A 16,044-nucleotide genomic window follows, 5' to 3' on the forward strand; every position below is an offset into this window, starting at 1 on the left:
ATCAACATCCGGGGGCTCCACCGCGTTCCCGCCCGGCCCACGCCCGCCCAGCAACTCCGTTACAGCACAACCACAACCAGCCCCGTCAACCCCACCTAACCAGCACCAACAAGATGAAAAATCCCCATTGGGGCGCTAGCCACGCCACCCCACCGCAGCCAGTGCACCCAACCCGCCAACGCACCCACACTCCCCCGCACCCCGATACGAAGCCGAAAAACGCGGCGCGGGGGTGCTTGTCAAGGCATCTTTCCCGCCTTGACCAGCACCCCCGCGCCGTCGTCACAATCAGGCTTCGGGGCGCCCCGACCGCAGCTACTCCGCGACCGGCGCCCCAGTCTTCTCCCGCACCTCGTCAAGAGAAACCCCCGGCGCCAGCTCCACCAGCTTCAGCCCGTCGTCCGTAACGTCCAGCACCGCCAGATTGGTGATGATCCGGTTCACCACTCCGGCCCCGGTCAACGGCAGCGTGCACTTCTCGACGATCTTCGGCGTCCCGTCCTTGGCGGTGTGATCGGTGATGATCACCACCCGGCGAGCCCCGGCGACGAGATCCATCGCCCCGCCCATCCCCTTGACCAGCGCACCGGGCACCGTCCAGTTGGCCAGGTCGCCGTTGGCGCCGACCTGCAGCGCCCCGAGCAGCGCCAGGTCGATGTGCCCGCCGCGGATCATCGCGAACGACTCCGCGGAGTCGAACAGGCTGGCCCCGGGCTGCAACGTGACCGTCTGCTTGCCCGCGTTCACCAGGTCGGGGTCTTCCTCGCCCTCCCAGGGGAACGGCCCCAGCCCGAGAATCCCGTTCTCGCTGTGCAACGTCACCTGCACGCCGTCCGGAATGTGGTTCGCCACCTGGGTGGGAATCCCGATCCCGAGGTTCACGTAGTCGCCGTCCCGCAGTTCGCGAGCGCCGATCGTGGCCATGTCGTCCCGAGTCCAGCTCACGCCGACGCCTCCTCACGCACGCGCACGGTCCGCTTTTCGATCTGCTTTTCCCGCGCAGTCGCCTGAATCAGCCGCTGCACGTAAATCCCCGGCGTCGTGATGCGCTCCGGATCCAGGTACTCGTCCGAAACCTGCTCGGCCTCGGCGACGGTCACCTTGCCGCAGGTCGCGACGAGCGGGTTGAAGTTCCGCGAGGCGTACCGGTAGATCAGGTTCCCGGCCGGGTCCGCGACGTACGCGTGCACCAGCGAAAGGTCCGCGACGATGCCGCGCTCCTGCACGTAGGTGACGCCGTCGAACTCGGCGTGCGGCTTGCCCTCGGCGATCGGCGTGCCGACGCCGGACTTGGTGTAGAACGCCGGGATCCCCGCGCCGCCTGCCCGCATCCGCTCGGCGAGCGTCCCCTGCGGGGTGAACTCGACCTCGACGGTCCCGTCGAGGTACTGCTGCGCGAACAGCTTGTTCTCGCCCACGTACGACGCGATCACCCGGCGCACCTGCCGGTTGTCGAGCAGAATGCCGAGCCCGGCCCCGTCGACTCCCATGTTGTTCGAGACGATCGTCAGATCGCGCACGCCCGAGTCCCGGACCGCCTCGATGAGGTCGTTCGGGTTCCCGGTGAGGCCGAAGCCCCCGACCGCGATCGTCAGCCCGTCCTCGAGCAGCCCGTCGAGGGCCTCCGCGGCGCTGCGGTACTTCGTCGGCACGGCATCCTCTCCACTTCGTTCGGTGAGTGGTCAGTCCCCGCATTCCACCCAGCGCAGGGGAAACGGGTCAACCGACACGCCGGGATCCCCGGCAAACCTCTCGCGCACCGAACACCCGCGCCCGATGCGTCCACTGAGCGGACGTACCCTCGTTCCCGTGCCCACCTCGCCTCCCGACCACGTCGTAGGACGGGTGTCCGCGGTCCTGCGCGCATTGTCCGCCTTCCGCGACGGAGCGTCGACCTCGCAGCTGGCGCGCCAGTGCGGCCTCGCCCGGCCGACGGTGCACCGGCTGCTCGCGTCGCTGGCCGCCGAGGGCTACGTCGACCGCGACCGGCAATCCGGCCGCTGGTACCTGGGCCCGGAGCTGTACCTGCTGGGCGAGGCGGCCGCCCCGCGCTACGACGTGACGCAGCAGGCGCGCGCGAGCGTCCACCGGCTGGCCGCGGCGACCGGGGAGAGCGCGTTCTTCTCCGCGCGCCGCGGCAACGAGACGGTCTGCCTGCTGCGCGAGGACGGCGACTTCCCGATCCGGTCGTTCGTCCTGTACGAGGGCGCCCGGTTCCCGCTGGGCGTGGTGTCGGCGGGGCTGGTGGTGCTGTCGATGCTGCCGGACCGGGAGGTCGAGGAGTATCTGTCCACAGTGGACCTGACGGCCGAATGGGGCCCCGCGCACCGGGCGGAGGACGTGCGGGCCCGGGTCGCGCGGACGCGGGAGGACGGGTACTCGACCAACCCCGGACTGGTGGTCGAAGGAAGCTGGGGGATGGCCGCGGCGGTGTTCACGCCGACCGGGGAGCCCGCGTGGGCGTTGACGCTGACCGGCGTGGAGTCGCGGTTCCGGGCGGAGCGGCGGGGCGAACTGGGGGCGTTGCTGCTCAAGGAAGCGCATGCGTTGACGAACCTGCTTCGGCAGCCCTCGTAAGCGGCCAGCCGCTCACGAAGCAGTAGCGGCGTTCTCCGCGTCGTAAGCCGCTCGCGCGGCCGTCACCTGGTCCATGTTCTGGCGGGCCCAGCGGTCCAGCAGGTCCAGCGGTTCGGCGAGGTTGCGGCCCAGCTGGGTGAGCTCGTACTCGACCTTCGGCGGGATCACCGGGTACGCCGTGCGGATCAGGATGCCGTCGCGGACCAGGCTGCGCAGGGTCTGCGTGAGGACCTTCTGCGAGATCCCGTCGACGCGCTTGCCGATCTCGGTGAACCGCAGCGGGCCGTCGGTCAGGGCGCCGACGATCAGCACCGTCCACTGGTCGCCGATGCGGTCGAGCAGCTGGCGCGTCGGGCAGTCGCGGTCGTACGGGTTTCCGAGCACGGCGGCCTCCTCACTCTCCGCAAGAGAGTAACACTCCCCCGGGCCGGCAGGCTTTACCGAACCCGAACATTCGTCCCACACCCCTCGTACACCCGCGCGCGACGGTGGTCTCCAGAACACCGACGCAGGAGGACGAGAACGATGCGAGGAACGAAGCGGCTGGCACTGGCGGGCTGCGGGATCGCGGCCGGACTGCTCGTGGCCGCGCCGATCGCCAGCGCCGACACGCAGGCGCCGGCCCCGGCCCCGGTCACGCTGAGCCCGCAGGAGGTGCAGCAGATGTGCACGGCCTGGGTGCCGAAACTGCACAAACAGGCCCAGAACCTGACCAACCGGATCAACGGCGGGCCGGAGGTTTCCGGGTCGGTCGCGAATCTCAAGGCACGCGCGAACGACGCCCGCACGAAGGGGCACACCGCGCAGGCCGACCGGCTGCAGAAGCGGGCGGACAAGCGGCAGAGCCGGATCGGGGAGCTGGCGAACGCGACGAAGCAGCTCGACGCGTTCACCGCGGCGCACTGCCAGGCGCCGAAGTGAAACGGCTGATCGCGATCGCCGCCGCGGCCGCTGTCGTCGGGCTCGGCTGCGTTGCGTGCGACGACAGTTCGGCACCGTCGTCGGGGGCGGCGCCGGACGGCGACCTGAGCAGCATCCAGTCCACGCTGGACTCGATCCAGTCCGACATGGCGGGCGACGGGCAGCGGTGACGCGCGTACCGTTTCCCCCGACGTAGCCGGCCGGAGGAACGGGAGCCCGCATGGGGTCAGCTGGCCGCGGTCTCGTCCTCGTCGTGGAGGACGAGACCGCGATCGCCGAGCTCGCCGCGCTGTACCTGCGGCGCGACGGGTTCGGGGTGGAGGTCGAGCCGGACGGCGCGAAGGCGCTCGAGGCGATCCGCCGGTTGCGGCCGGTCGCGGTGGTGCTCGACATTGGACTGTCCGGAATGGACGGCATCGAGATCTGTCGGGCGCTGCGCGCGGCGGGCGACTGGACTCCGGTGCTGTTCGTGACCGCTCGCGACGACGAGCTGGATCGCTTGCTGGGCCTCGAAATCGGCGCGGACGACTATCTCACCAAACCGTTCAGCCCTCGCGAACTCGCCGCCCGCGTGCGGACTGTGCTGCGCCGCGCGTCCGGCGGTCCGGCCACGACACTGGCTTGCGGCGGCGTGCGCATCGACGTTCCCGGCCGTCGCGCTTGGGCAGGCGAGGCGGAGGTCACGCTCACCTCCACGGAGTTCGATCTGCTCGCTTACCTGCTGCGCCATCCCGGCCAGGTGTTGTCGCGCGATCAGCTGCTGAGTGCGGTCTGGGGCTACGCCGCGGCGGCCGGTACCCGCACGGTGGACGTGCATGTCGCGCAGCTGCGGGCAAAACTCGGCGACGATAGTCCGATTCGGACAGTCCGGGGCATCGGCTACGCGGCGGACGCCGGATGAAAACCACGCTCGCGCTCCGGATCACCGTGGTGTGCCTGGCAGTCGCCGGGATCGCGGTGCTCGTGGCCGGGCTGGTCGCGTCCCGGCTGGTCCGCAGCACCGCCGATTCGGTGCTGCAGCAGTCGTTGCGGGATCAGGCGGACGTCGTCGCCGGGCAGCTCGACGGCACCAGCATCGGCAACCGGCTCGCGATCGGCAAAGTGGCCGCGGTCGTGCGGGGGCAGGGCATCGAGGTCGTCGTGCACCGGGTCAGCGGCCAGAATTCCGGGCAGCCGACGGCGGTGCGCGCGGCGGAACGGGCCGGCCTCACGTCCGGAAAGGACCGTTCGACGCGGGTCACGATCGGCAATGTCGACTACCTCGTGGAGGTGCGCCCGGTCGGTCCGGAAGTCGCGTTCGCGCTCGTGCAACCGGTGCGCAGCGCCGAATCCACGCAACATGCGTTGCTGCGCAACATCCTTCTGGCACTGGGCATCGGGCTTTTGGTCGCCGCCATCGCCGGGTACGTCTCCGGTCGCTTGCTCGGCCGCCCCCTGCGCCGCGCGGCCGCCGCCGCGGGCAGCCTCAGCGCGGGCCGGCGCGACGTCCGGGTTCCGGTCGAAGGCCCAGCGGAGGTCGCGCAGGTCGCGGGCTCGCTGAACGAACTCGCCGACGCGCTGGCCCGCAGCGAATCCCGGCAACGGGAGTTCCTGCTGTCGGTGTCGCACGAACTTCGCACCCCGTTGACGGCGGTGACCGGTTTCGCCGAGGCGATCGCCGACGGAGTCGCGGAAGGCCCGGACGCCCGCCGCGCCGGCGAGACGATCCACCGCGAGGCCCAACGCCTGGAGCGGCTCGTGTCCGACCTCCTGGAACTCGCCCGCCTCGGGGCCGACGAATTCCAGCTCGACCTGGACGTTTTCGACTTCGCCGCGCTGGTCCGGGACTGCGCGGAAGTGTGGCAGCTGCGGTGCGCGCGCTCGGACGTCCCGCTGACCGTGCAGACACCCCCGGGACCCGCGATGGTCACCGCCGACGCCCGGCGGCTGCACCAGGTCGTGGACGGGCTGGCGGAGAACGCCCTGCGCGTCACGCCCGCGGGTGCGCCGATGGTGTTCGCCCTGGCGGTCGCGGACGGCCACGCCCACCTGTCGGTCCGCGACGGCGGGCCGGGGCTGGCGCCGGAGGACTACCCGGTCGCTTTCGAGCGGGGCGTACTCAATGCGCGGTACCGCGACAGCCGCCCCGTCGGGTCCGGCATCGGGCTCGCGCTGGCGCACGGGCTGGTGACACGGATGGGCGGGACGCTCACGGCCGGACCGGCGCCCGAAGGTGGGGCCGCGTTCACGATCACGCTGCCACTGGCCTAGTTCACGCACCCGCTGGCAACCGCCATCTCCGGCCGCGCAGCCGTTCACCATCACCCTGCCGTTGGTCTAATTCACGCACCCGCTGGCCGCCGTCATCTTCGGCTGCGCCGGGGTGCCTGCCGGAGGGGTCGGCGTCGTGGTCTCCGCGATCGGCCGCACCACGCCGCTGCTCGATGACGGGTGGACGGTGCCCGGGTCGGAGGTTCCTCCGGATGCCGCGGCGTCCGGCGAGCTGATCTGCGTCTGCACGAATTGGCGCACCTGCGACGGATCCACCTTCACCGCGTCGCCGTCGGACGGGGTGGCCAGCGACAGGCTCTGCACCGGGATCGTGCCGAAGGAGATCGCGCCCGAGCTGAGGCCGTGCAGTTGCTGGGCGAAGCTCAGCAGGTTCCAGCCGTGGTCGAGCGTGACCGAACCTTCCAAAGCGTCCACCAGGGACGAAAGCCGCGCCGGATCAGTGAAGGTGCCGGAGCCGAGGACGGTTTTCGCCATCGCCGACATGAACGCCTGCTGCCGCGCGATCCGGTCCAGGTCGCCGTTGGGCAGGCCGTGCCGCTGCCGGACGAAGGCGAGCGCTTGCGTACCGGAAATGGTCTGCGTCCCGGCGGGGAAATCCGCGCCGGAGAAGGAATCGTGCACCGGGGCCTTCAGGCACACCTGCACCCCGCCGACCGCCTGGCTCAGCGCGGCGAATCCTGAGAGGTTGACCGCGGCGTAGTGATTGATGGTGAGCCCGGTGAGTTTCTGCACCGCGGCGATCGCCGATTTCGCCCCGGCAGCGTCCGCTGCGACTTCCAGTTCCGGGCCGCTCATTCCTTGCTGCGCAAGCTTTCCGCGCCGATCGGCCCGCGCTCGGCTGTACGCCGAATTGATCTTGTGCTTGCCGTAGCCTGGAATGTCCACATAGGAATCGCGCGGGATCGAGATCGCGGTGGCCGCCGCCCCGCCGACCGGGACGTGCACCACGATCATCGTGTCGGTGGTGTTGCCGCCGTCGTCTCCCCCGCCCGCGTGCAGCGCGTCGAGCACGTTCTGCGGCAGCGGCGTCCCGTCCGGTTTGGTGCGGGAATCGAGACCTACCAACAGAATGTTCTGCGCGACGGTGAGCGGTTCCCCGGCCGGGGTGTCCGGGACCTGCGCGGACGGGGCGATGACGTCTGCGGTGACGAGGCTGGTGTCCAGCCGGTGCAGTTGCGACCACGCGAATCCGGTGGCGCCCAGCACCAGGGTGGACACCACCCCCAGCACCGCACGGCCGCCGATCCGGCGGCCCCGGGACGTGATCAGCACGGCCGGTTCCTCGCTTCCCGGGGGACGGATTTCGCCCCCCGCGTTCGAGGATCACCGCGTTAGCTGGGAATAGCCTGAGAAACCTGTCGCGAACATGTGATGCTGCCCGTTCGGCGGAGCGTGCGGCGACAGCCGGTATCCCTTCGGACACCGGGAGTTCAGCGCGGCATGCGCCGCCACACCGCGCGCGGCACGAACCGCATCGCCGCGAACACCAAGCGCAACACGCCCGGCACCCACACGACTTCCCGGCGGCGGCGCAAGGCGGCGACGGTCGCGTCGGCCACCTGATCGGCCGTGCTGGAGAGCGGCGCGGGAGACATTCCTTCGGTCATCCGGCCGATCACGAAACCCGGGCGCACGAGGAGCAGGTGGACGCCGGTGCCGTGCAGCGCGTCGGACAGTCCCGAGGCGAACCCGTCGAGACCCGCTTTCGCCGAGCCGTACACGTAGTTCGCCCGCCGCACGCGAATCCCGGCGACGGACGAGAAGACGACCAGATTTCCGGAACCCTGAGTGCGCAACAGTTCCGCCGTGTGAGTGAGCACGGACACCTGTGCGACGTAATCGGTGTGCACGATCGCGGTGGCGTGCGCGGCGTCGGTCTCGGCGCGGGCTTGGTCGCCGAGGATGCCGAACGCCAGCACGACCGTCTCGAGCGGTCCATGCTCCTTGAGGACGCGCTCGAGCAGCGGACGGTGCGCGGAGAGGTCGTCGGCGTCGAAGTCCTCGGTCGCGACAACCTCCGCGCCCGCTTCACGCAGGGCGGCGGTCTGCTCGCTGAGGTCCGCGCCCGGCCGCGCGGCCAGCACGAACCGCTTCGCTCCCCCGCGCGCCAGCCGGACGGCCAACGCCGTCCCGATTTCGCTGCGTCCGCCTAGTACCAGCACCGTTCCGCTCACGGTGGGTGAGTCTGCCAGCCCGCCCCGGAGCGGCACGAGGTGCCCTGATTCACAAACTGCAACTATGCAGAGTCTGCAAGATCTGGCTACGCTGATCAAGTGCCCTCTCCCGGACTTCGCGAGCGCAAGAAGCTCGAAACCCACCGCACGATCGCTCTCGCGGCGCTTCGGCTGATCGACGAGCGTGGTCTGGACCAGGTCACCGTCGACGACATCGCCGCCGAGGCGGGCGTGTCCGCGCGCACGTTCTTCAACTACTTCCCGGTCAAGGAAGACGCCGTGCTGCTCGCGTACGCCGACCACGCGGAGCGGGCCGAGCAGACGATCGCCCGGTTCCTCGCGCAGCCGGACGGGATCGACGCGTTTCCCGCGTTCGTCGCGACCGTCCGGGAAGACCTCGCCGACATCGAGCGGGACCGCGACGAGTGGCTGACCCGGCTGCGGATCATCCACGGCGACCCGTCGCTGCTCATCCGCGCGACGACGCTCAACTCCGGCTCGCGCGATCCGATGATCGCGGCCATCGCCCAGCGCTCCGGCACCGACGCGGAGAAGGACCTGTTCCCGTCGCTGCTGCTGGCCGTGGCGGGCGGAGTGCTCAACACCTCGCTCAGCCGGTGGGCCGCCCGCGACGGCGCCCAGCCGCTGCTCGAGATCTTCGACGAGGCCGCCGCCGCCGCTGCCGCCGGCCTGCCCGACCCGCGCTGACCCCTCCCGAGTCCGGAAAGGACTGTCCATGTCCCTGTCCACCGCGGAATCTCCCGCGCCTTCCCCGGCGATGAGCCACCGGCAAGTGCTGCAGGCGATGTCCGGCCTGATGATGGGCATTTTCGTCGCCATCCTCGCGTCCACTGTGGTCGCGAACGCGCTGCCGCGGATCGTGTCCGAGCTGGGCGGCAGCCAGTCGTCCTACACCTGGGTCGTCACCACCGAACTGCTCGCGATGACCGCGACCGTCCCGCTGTGGGGCAAGCTTTCCGACCTGTACAACAAGAAACTGCTGATCCAGCTCTCGCTCGGGCTGTTCGTGGTCGGCTCGCTGGTGGCCGGGTTCGCGCAGAACATCGACGTGCTGATCCTCAGCCGGATCGCCCAGGGCATCGGCGGCGGCGGGCTCACCGCGCTCGCCCAGGTGATCATGGCGGCCATCGTTTCGCCGCGCGAGCTGGGCAAGTTCTCCGGCGTCTTCGGCGCGGTCTTCGCGGTCGGCACGGTCGCCGGACCGCTGATCGGCGGCGTGCTCGTGGACACCTCGTGGCTCGGCTGGCGCTGGTGCTTCTTCCTCGGCGTGCCGTTCGCGCTCGCCGCGATCCTGTTGCTGCAGCGCACCCTGGACCTGCCGACCCTGCGCCGCGAGGTGCACGTCGACTACCTCGGCGCGTTCCTGATCATGCTCGGCGTTTCGACGCTGCTGGTGTGGTCGTCGCTGGCCGGCTCGACCTTCGCATGGGGCTCCTGGCAGACCGCGGTGCTCGTGCCCGCCGGCGTGCTCGTGCTGGTGCTCGCGGTGTGGGTCGAGTCGAAGGTGCGCGAACCGGTCGTGCCGCTGAAGCTGTTCCGCAACCGCACGGTCACCCTCGCCACCGTCGCGAGCTTCCTGGTCGGCGTCGCGATGTTCGGCGGCACCGTGTTCCTGTCGCAGTATTTCCAGCTGGCGCTCGGCAAATCGCCGACGGTGGCCGGGCTGATGAGCCTGCCGATGATCTTCGGCCTGCTGGTTTCGTCCACGGTGTCCGGCCAGCTGATCAGCCGCACCGGCAAGTGGAAGCCGTTCCTGCTGCTCGGCTCGGTGCTGATGGCGGCCGGGCTGGGCCTGCTCGGGCTGATCGACGCGCACACCTCGCTGGTGGAGCTGAGCCTGTTCATGCTGGTGCTCGGCGTCGGCGTGGGCATGCTCAACCAGAACCTGGTGCTGGTGACGCAGAACGACGTGCCCGCCGCCGACCTCGGCGCGGCGACCTCGACGCTGTCGTTCTTCCGCAGCCTCGGCGGGTCGATCGGCGTCAGCGCGCTCGGCGCGGTGCTGGCCAGCCGGGTCGGCACGCTCATCGCCGACGGGCTCGGGCCCGCCGCGTCCGCCGGGTCCGGCAGCGGCGGGAAGGTGCCCGACCTGGCGCAGCTGCCCGCCCCGGTCGTGACCGTGATCCGGGAGGCCTACGGGGTCGCGACCAGCGACCTGTTCCTGATCAGCGCGCCGATCGCGCTGCTCGTGGTGGTCGCGGTCGCGTTCCTGAAGCACCTGCCGCTCAAGACGCAGAGCGGGCTGGAACGGCTGGCGGACGAGGCCGCCTGAGCTACCGTTGCCCGGGTGACCAGCGACGAGGAGTTCGGCGCCCTGATCGAACGGCACCGGCGCGAGATCCGCGTGCACTGCTACCGGATGAGCGGTTCGTTCGAGGAGGCCGAGGACCTCACGCAGGAGGCGTTTCTCCGGGCCTGGAAAGGCCGCTCCGGCTTCGCCGGGCGGGCGAGCGTGCGGACGTGGCTGTACCGGATCGCCACGAACGTCTGCCTCGACGCGCTCGCCCGGCGGCCGCGGCGGGTGCTGCCGGACGAACTGGGCCCGGCGGCCGACCCGGCGGGCGAGATCTCCGCGCTCGACGTGCCGTGGCTGAGCCCGTTCCCCGATCTGCTGCTCGACCCCGCGGCGCCGGACGACACCGGCGCCGCGGTCGTCGAACGGGAAACCATCGAACTGGCGTTCCTCGCCACCATCCAGTTGCTCCCGCCGCGGCAGCGGGCCGCGCTGATCCTGCGCGACGTGCTCGATTGGTCCGCAAAGGACACGGCCGACCTGCTGGGGACCTCGGTGGCCTCGGCGAACAGCGCGCTGCAGCGGGGCCGGGAGACGTTGCGCGCCAAGCTCCCCGCCCGGCGCGCCGAGTGGTCCGCTCCGGCCAGCACGACCGCCGAGGAAACGGCGCTGCTGCGGAAGTTCATCGCCGCCTACGAATCGGCGGACGTGCAGGCGGTGGCCGCTGTGCTCAGCGAGGACGCGCGCGCGGTGATGCCGCCGTACTCGTTGTGGTTCGACAGCCGCGATCGGATTCTCGGCGCGCTCGGCCCGAGTTTCGATCCGCGGTCGCCGCACTACCGGGGCAGTTTCCGGATGGCGCCGGTGCGCGCGAACCGGCAGCCCGCGGTCGCGACTTATCTGCGCCGGCCCGGCGAATCGGTTTATCGCGCTTTCGGCGTCAGCGTCCTCACCGTGCGAAACGGACTGGTCACGGCGATGGCCGCGTTCGAAACGGCGGCATTGGCACCTTACGGACTCGCCGAAACGTTCGACGAATAAAAAACGCCCGGGCGGCGATCGCTGTGCTGCGATCGCCGCCCGGGCGCAACCACCGAGTTCCGGGCTTTGCGGCCGGTCGTGGTGGGGGAAACTGCTAGCGCCCTCGCCGCCGGGAAATGGTCACCGGCTCGCGGTCAGGCGACTCGATGCCGTGCGGCGGCGGAGCCGGTTCGCACCAGCTTCCGGCGCTCCAGCTCGGTAGTTCCCCCGAAGATCCCGTTGCCGAGACCGTTGTCGAGAGCATAGGAAAGGCATTCCGCGCGGACCGGGCATCGCGCGCAGACCGCCTTGGCCTTCGCGACCTGCTGCGCCCCCGGACCCATGTCGGAAATCGGGAAGAACAGTTCCGGGTCCTCGTCCTGGCACGCCGCGCGGGCGAGCCAGCTGGTGGCCGTGAGTTCCATTGTTGCTTTTCACCTCCTGTCCTCATTGTCGAACCGTGGTCAACCGACTTCTCCGCGCGCACGGGCACGCCATGCCTTCGGAGGGTGTTCGGTGGGCTTTTCGGCCGAACCGCCCCGGGCCGCGAAGGACCCGGCGGACGACCGGCTTTCCAAGTTACCACCGATCACCGCCCGCGCGCGAAATTTCGATTCAGCTCACATCGCGGACGCGGTTGGCGGCGGACGTGCTACGGCCCCCGCGCCGACCGCTCTCCGGGTCCGGAGAGTCCGGGTTTTCCTTTTCCGCGCACCGTTTCCCCCTTCCGCCGCGTCCGAGGCCGGCCTGCCCGTCCGACCCAGGTACCCGCCCGTCCCGGGGTTAACCACATTTCCGTGACCGGATCGTTACATCCCACGGGCGCGCCACCGCACCTGTTCGACAAGTGCGGGATCGGGAGGGGGTGCGCGTGGCGGGGTTCGACGGCTTCTTCCGGGGCGAATTCCCTCGCCTCGTGGCGTTCCTGTGCGCGGGCGGGCTCGGCCCGGCCACCGCGCGCGAGGTGGCGGTGGAGGCGTTCGTCCAGGAAACCGGGACGTGGCCGCCGCCGGGCGACCCGCGCGTCGCGGTGCGGCTGACCGCCGTCCGGCTCGCCGCCGAGCAGACGTGGTTCGACGGCGGCGCGGCGGCCGCGGACCCGCCGGGCGACCGGCTGACCTCGGTCGTGGAGCGGAACGCCCGCGGGGTCGAACTGCTTTCGACGCTGCCGGAAACCCAGCGCACGGTGCTGACCTGGTCGCTCAACGGGTTTTCGCCCGCCGCGATCGCCTCCGCGCTCGGCATGGCGGGCACCACAGTCCGCTCGAATCTGCGGCACGCGCGGGAACGGCTGAAGCACCGGCTCGGCCTGGCCGGGCGCGAGGAGGCGCTGATGACCGAGCTGCGCGACGCCGAAGCCGCACTGGTCAACGCGCTGCGCTCGGCGCTCGACGTCGAAGAAGCGTTGACCCGGGTGAAAACCGAGGCGACCGCTTTGGCCGCGCCGCGCGTCCCGGCCGGCCGGTTCGGCTTCGACGGCCCGGTGCGTGCGGCGGTCGAGGGCGATCCGGACGCGGCGCAGGACCTGCTCGCGGCGGTGCAGCCGCTGATCGTGCGCTACTGCCGGGCTCGATTGGGCGGCGCCGACGCATATTCGTCCGCGGACGACGTGGCGCAGGAAGTCTGTCTCGCGTTGCTGTCCGCGTTGCCCGGTTACCGGCATCAGGGGCGGCCGTTTCTGGCTTTCGTTTACGGGATCGCGCAGCACAAAGTGGCGGACGCGCACCGGGCGCACGCGCGCAACCGGACCGAAACGGTGGCCGAGATGCCGGAGGCGGTCGATCTGGCCGACGGGCCGGAGGAACGGGCGCTGCGCGCGGAGCTGAACCGGCAGCTGGCTCGGCTGCTGCAGTTGCTGCCGGCGCGACAGCGGGAGATTGTGTTGCTGCGCATAGTAGTCGGGCTCTCTGCCGACGAAGCGGCCGAAGCGGTCGACTCCACCCCGGGCGCGGTACGGGTGGCGCAACACCGCGCGCTGCTGCGGCTCCGCTCAGCTCTCGAACGACGCCGCTGACCCGATCCGCGCCACCACGAACTCCGCCAGCGCCGCCACCGGGCCCTCGCTGCCGTCGCGCGACAGCAAAATGAAATCGACGTCGCCCGGATCCGGCAGGCCGAGTTCGGCGGGCAATTCGACCAGGTCGGACGGCACCAGGCTCCGCGCGTGCACGGTGATCCCGAGCCCGGCGGCCGCCGCCGCGCGCAGGCCGGTCAGGCTCGAGGTCTGGCAGGCCGCCCGCCATTCCAGCCCGGCGCGCTCCAGCGTTTCCACCGCCAGCTGCCGGGTGACCGACGGCATCGGGTACTGCACGAGCGGCACCGGGTGGCCGGGCGTGAGGTCCGTCGCCGCCGAGCCGATCCACACCAGGGGTTCGCGGCGCAGCAGCCGTCCCGGGCCGGGCGCGCCCGGACGGCGTTTGCCGAGCACCAGGTCGAGGCGGCCGTCGGCGATCCGGCGGGCGAGCACATCGGACAGTTCCACGTGCAGTTCGACGTCCACCAGCGGATGGCTTTCCCGCAGCCGCCGCAGGATGTCCGGCAGCTCGCCGAGCGCGAAGTCCTCGGACACCCCGAACCGGACCCGGCCGCGCACCTGCGCGCCGCGGAAATGCCGGGCCGCGCGGTCCTCGGTGTCCACAATGGTCTGGGCGAACCCGAGCATCGCCTGCCCGCGCGCGGTCAGGTCGACCGCGTGCGTGTCCCGGGCGAACAGCAAGCCGCCCGCCTCGGACTCGAGCCGCCGGATGTGCTGGCTGATTGTGGGCTGCCCCACACCGAGACGCCTCGCCGCCGCCGTGAAGCTGCGAGTTTCCGCCACGGCAAGGAAAGAACGGCACAACCGCGGATCCAGCATGCGTCACATCTTATCGGCTTTCACAATGACAGTCAGTACGGTCATCGGGGTTCCGAATGACCGTCGGCGACGGGAGAATGACCGGGAAAGGAGATCCACCGTGCTCGCTTCGTTCGCCCGCCCCGTCTCGGCCTTGCTCGCCAAGCTGCGGATCGACCCGTTCATCGCCCTGATCCTCGTCACCGTGGGCATCGCCTCGCTGCTGCCCGCCTCCGGCGCGGTCGCGACCGGATTCGGCGTGGTGACGAAGATCGCGGTCGGTCTGCTGTTCTTCCTTTACGGCGCAAGGCTTTCCAGTCAGGAAGCGGTCGAGGGGATGCGGCACTGGCGGTTGCACGTCACGGTGCTCTGCGCCACTTTCGTGCTGTTTCCGTTGCTGGGGCTCGCCGCGTCGTTCCTCTCCCCCGGTCTGCTGACCTCGCCGCTGTACACCGGCGTGCTGTTCCTCTGCCTGCTGCCCTCGACCGTCCAGTCGTCGATCGCGTTCACCTCGATCGCGAAGGGCAACGTCGCGGCGGCGATCTGCAGCGCGTCGCTGTCCAATCTGCTCGGCATCGTGCTTACGCCGCTGCTCGTCGCGCTGCTGCTGGCCACCGACGGCCCGGGCGTGAGCGGTTCGGCGGTGCTGGACATCGTGCTGCAGCTGCTGGTGCCGTTCGTCGCCGGGCAGCTGGCGCGCCGCTGGATCGGCGGGTGGGTGCAGCGGCATTCCGCGCCGCTCAAGATCGTCGACCGCGGTTCGATCCTGCTGGTGGTCTACACCGCGTTCAGCGAAGGGATGACCGAGGGCATCTGGCACCAGCTGGACGTCGGCCCGCTGCTGGCGCTGGTCGCGGTCTGCTGCGTGCTGCTGGCGGCGGTGCTCGCCGCGACGAGCGGCGGCGCGCGGCTGCTCGGGTTCGCCCGCGCGGACCGGATCACGATCATGTTCTGCGGTTCGAAGAAGAGCCTGGCGAGCGGCCTGCCGATGGCGACGGTGCTGTTCGGGCACGCCGAGGTCGGGCTGATCGTGCTGCCGCTGATGCTGTTCCACCAGATTCAGCTGATCGTGTGCGCGGCGATGGCGCGCCGGTACGCCCGGCAGGAGGCCGCGCAGGAGCCGGGGGAACTGGCCGCGGTCGGCTGACGTTGACCGGGCGCCTCCGGGCCCGCCAGGATCGGTCCCCATGCGGGAACTGGTGTACGTCTCCGAGGCCAAGCTCAGCCAGTTCGAGAGCCAGGGGCTGGACAAGCACTTGGCCCGGGCGTCGGAGGTCGCCGGGAAGGTCCCGGGCGTCGAGCTTCGCGTGAACCTGTCCGGCCGGGCCGCCCATCCGGGGCTCGACCGGGCGGTCCGGAAGATCGGGACCTCCGCGCGGTGGTACACCGACGACGAACTGGTCCCCGGGCAATGGGTGCAGTTCGAGGCGCGGCTGAACTACCGCGTCGTGCACGGCGGAAGCCACGCCGGACAGTCCGCCGCGCTGCTCTTCTGGGAGCCGCCGAACGGCGACGAGCCCCGGCTGCTCCTGCACGGTTCGCCGGAGCATCTGGTCGGCGCGCGCACGCCCCCGCCCGCCGAAACGATCGGGCTGCCGATCTCGCACAGCGGCGGGATGGCGGATTTCCTCGACGAGCTGACCGGGAAGTCCTTCTCGCAGGCGCTGCACTTCCTGCTCGGGGACCTGGACCGGCGGACGCCGCCCGAACTGGCGGGCTGGATGGCGGGGTACGCGCGCCTGACGGCCGATCTGGCCGTCACGAACACCCCGGCCCATTTCACCCGGGAGGAACGCACCCCGCCGACCCGGGTGGTGCTGGCCAGTCCGCTGTATGTCGAGTACACGAGCGCGCCGGAGCCGGGCTGACGGGAAATCCGGTGGAGCCGCGCCCGCGTCCGCGGCTACTGTCGCCCGACCAGTGTCGGCTAGGCAAGGACGTGCCGTTGTACATCGCGTGAGGCATCCCAAGCTCTGATCCCGTCGCGCGCCGCG

The 16,044-nt window shown here is 70.7% G+C and carries 18 protein-coding genes and 1 pseudogene; 12 read left to right on the forward strand and 7 right to left on the reverse strand.

The window, feature by feature from the left end; translation table 11 throughout:
• Positions 1 to 315 precede the first annotated feature (315 nt).
• Both PUT80_RS42085 and PUT80_RS42090 read right to left on the reverse strand, forming a co-directional pair.
• On the reverse strand, positions 316 to 945 hold the full coding sequence (locus PUT80_RS42085; RefSeq protein WP_037812570.1) for a CoA transferase subunit B: 630 nt from the start codon (positions 943 to 945) through the stop codon (positions 316 to 318).
• The gene (locus tag PUT80_RS42090; RefSeq protein WP_037812574.1) at positions 942 to 1,652 is read right to left on the reverse strand and encodes a CoA transferase subunit A; all 711 of its coding nucleotides are present in this window, start codon (positions 1,650 to 1,652) and stop codon (positions 942 to 944) included. Before PUT80_RS42090 ends, PUT80_RS42085 begins: the two co-directional genes overlap by 4 nt.
• 157 nt (positions 1,653 to 1,809) lie before the next feature.
• Between PUT80_RS42090 and PUT80_RS42095 the strand changes: the two genes are divergently transcribed.
• A complete protein-coding gene (locus tag PUT80_RS42095) occupies positions 1,810 to 2,577 on the forward strand; it encodes an IclR family transcriptional regulator (protein ID WP_240691363.1) in 768 nt (255 codons plus the stop codon).
• Between the two features lie 12 nt (positions 2,578 to 2,589).
• Here PUT80_RS42095 and PUT80_RS42100 read toward each other — a convergent pair whose 3' ends face one another.
• The gene (locus tag PUT80_RS42100) at positions 2,590 to 2,961 is read right to left on the reverse strand and encodes a helix-turn-helix domain-containing protein (protein ID WP_037812581.1); all 372 of its coding nucleotides are present in this window, start codon (positions 2,959 to 2,961) and stop codon (positions 2,590 to 2,592) included.
• Between the two features lie 141 nt (positions 2,962 to 3,102).
• Between PUT80_RS42100 and PUT80_RS42105 the strand changes: the two genes are divergently transcribed.
• From PUT80_RS42105 to PUT80_RS42120, 4 genes are read left to right on the forward strand one after another with little or no spacing between them, the layout of a single operon-like run.
• Positions 3,103 to 3,498, forward strand: coding sequence for a hypothetical protein (locus PUT80_RS42105; protein ID WP_037812583.1), 396 nt, complete (start codon positions 3,103 to 3,105; stop codon positions 3,496 to 3,498).
• Positions 3,495 to 3,668: a hypothetical protein gene (locus tag PUT80_RS42110; protein WP_167754226.1), complete on the forward strand. Its 174-nt coding sequence runs from the start codon at positions 3,495 to 3,497 to the stop codon at positions 3,666 to 3,668. The genes PUT80_RS42105 and PUT80_RS42110 overlap by 4 nt, the downstream gene beginning before the upstream one ends.
• 50 nt (positions 3,669 to 3,718) lie before the next feature.
• The gene (locus PUT80_RS42115; RefSeq protein WP_037812584.1) at positions 3,719 to 4,399 is read left to right on the forward strand and encodes a response regulator transcription factor; all 681 of its coding nucleotides are present in this window, start codon (positions 3,719 to 3,721) and stop codon (positions 4,397 to 4,399) included.
• Positions 4,396 to 5,748 carry a HAMP domain-containing sensor histidine kinase gene (locus tag PUT80_RS42120; protein ID WP_275295498.1) on the forward strand — a complete coding sequence of 451 codons (1,353 nt, stop codon included), beginning with the start codon at positions 4,396 to 4,398 and terminating at the stop codon, positions 5,746 to 5,748. The genes PUT80_RS42115 and PUT80_RS42120 overlap by 4 nt, the downstream gene beginning before the upstream one ends.
• 66 nt (positions 5,749 to 5,814) lie before the next feature.
• Here the strand turns inward: PUT80_RS42120 and PUT80_RS42125 are convergent, their stop codons facing one another.
• Complete coding sequence (locus PUT80_RS42125) at positions 5,815 to 7,041, reverse strand: LCP family protein (protein WP_275295499.1); 1,227 nt, start codon at positions 7,039 to 7,041, stop codon at positions 5,815 to 5,817.
• A gap of 158 nt (positions 7,042 to 7,199) precedes the next feature.
• Positions 7,200 to 7,943, reverse strand: a complete 744-nt coding sequence (locus PUT80_RS42130) for an SDR family NAD(P)-dependent oxidoreductase (protein WP_275295500.1) — start codon at positions 7,941 to 7,943, stop codon at positions 7,200 to 7,202.
• A 99-nt stretch (positions 7,944 to 8,042) separates the two neighbouring features.
• Here PUT80_RS42130 and PUT80_RS42135 point away from each other — a divergent pair, with 99 nt between their 5' ends.
• The 3 genes from PUT80_RS42135 to PUT80_RS42145 are packed head-to-tail and all read left to right on the forward strand — an operon-like array spanning position 8,043 to position 11,238.
• Entirely contained in the window at positions 8,043 to 8,651 is a 609-nt protein-coding gene (locus PUT80_RS42135) for a TetR family transcriptional regulator (protein ID WP_238605415.1), read from the forward strand.
• Between the two features lie 28 nt (positions 8,652 to 8,679).
• The gene (locus PUT80_RS42140; RefSeq protein WP_275295501.1) at positions 8,680 to 10,236 is read left to right on the forward strand and encodes an MDR family MFS transporter; all 1,557 of its coding nucleotides are present in this window, start codon (positions 8,680 to 8,682) and stop codon (positions 10,234 to 10,236) included.
• A gap of 15 nt (positions 10,237 to 10,251) precedes the next feature.
• Positions 10,252 to 11,238, forward strand: a complete 987-nt coding sequence (locus PUT80_RS42145) for an RNA polymerase subunit sigma-70 (protein WP_275295502.1) — start codon at positions 10,252 to 10,254, stop codon at positions 11,236 to 11,238.
• Between the two features lie 134 nt (positions 11,239 to 11,372).
• On the opposite strand, the gene PUT80_RS42150 is transcribed toward PUT80_RS42145, so the two are convergent.
• A complete protein-coding gene (locus PUT80_RS42150; protein WP_037812602.1) occupies positions 11,373 to 11,642 on the reverse strand; it encodes a WhiB family transcriptional regulator in 270 nt (89 codons plus the stop codon).
• Positions 11,643 to 12,343: 701 nt separating this feature from the next.
• On the opposite strand from PUT80_RS42150, the pseudogene PUT80_RS42155 reads away from it, so the two are divergent.
• Together PUT80_RS42155 and shbA are read left to right on the forward strand one after the other, a co-directional pair.
• A pseudogene (locus PUT80_RS42155) lies at positions 12,344 to 12,502 on the forward strand (sigma-70 region 4 domain-containing protein); the annotation flags it as partial.
• 48 nt (positions 12,503 to 12,550) lie between these two features.
• On the forward strand, positions 12,551 to 13,231 hold the full coding sequence (shbA, locus tag PUT80_RS42160) for an RNA polymerase sigma factor ShbA (RefSeq protein ID WP_275295511.1): 681 nt from the start codon (positions 12,551 to 12,553) through the stop codon (positions 13,229 to 13,231).
• On the opposite strand, the gene PUT80_RS42165 is transcribed toward shbA, so the two are convergent.
• Positions 13,208 to 14,071, reverse strand: coding sequence for a LysR substrate-binding domain-containing protein (locus PUT80_RS42165; RefSeq protein WP_037812605.1), 864 nt, complete (start codon positions 14,069 to 14,071; stop codon positions 13,208 to 13,210). The two genes, shbA and PUT80_RS42165, sit on opposite strands and share 24 nt — an antisense overlap.
• A 100-nt stretch (positions 14,072 to 14,171) precedes the next feature.
• Between PUT80_RS42165 and PUT80_RS42170 the strand changes: the two genes are divergently transcribed.
• Entirely contained in the window at positions 14,172 to 15,197 is a 1,026-nt protein-coding gene (locus PUT80_RS42170; protein WP_199817628.1) for a bile acid:sodium symporter family protein, read from the forward strand.
• Between the two features lie 40 nt (positions 15,198 to 15,237).
• Positions 15,238 to 15,918, forward strand: a complete 681-nt coding sequence (locus PUT80_RS42175; protein ID WP_275295503.1) for an SAVMC3_10250 family protein — start codon at positions 15,238 to 15,240, stop codon at positions 15,916 to 15,918.
• Positions 15,919 to 16,044: the final 126 nt, after the last annotated feature.

Origin of the sequence: Amycolatopsis sp. La24 (genome assembly GCF_029087445.1) — a bacterium.
Lineage (GTDB): Bacteria > Actinomycetota > Actinomycetes > Mycobacteriales > Pseudonocardiaceae > Amycolatopsis > Amycolatopsis nivea.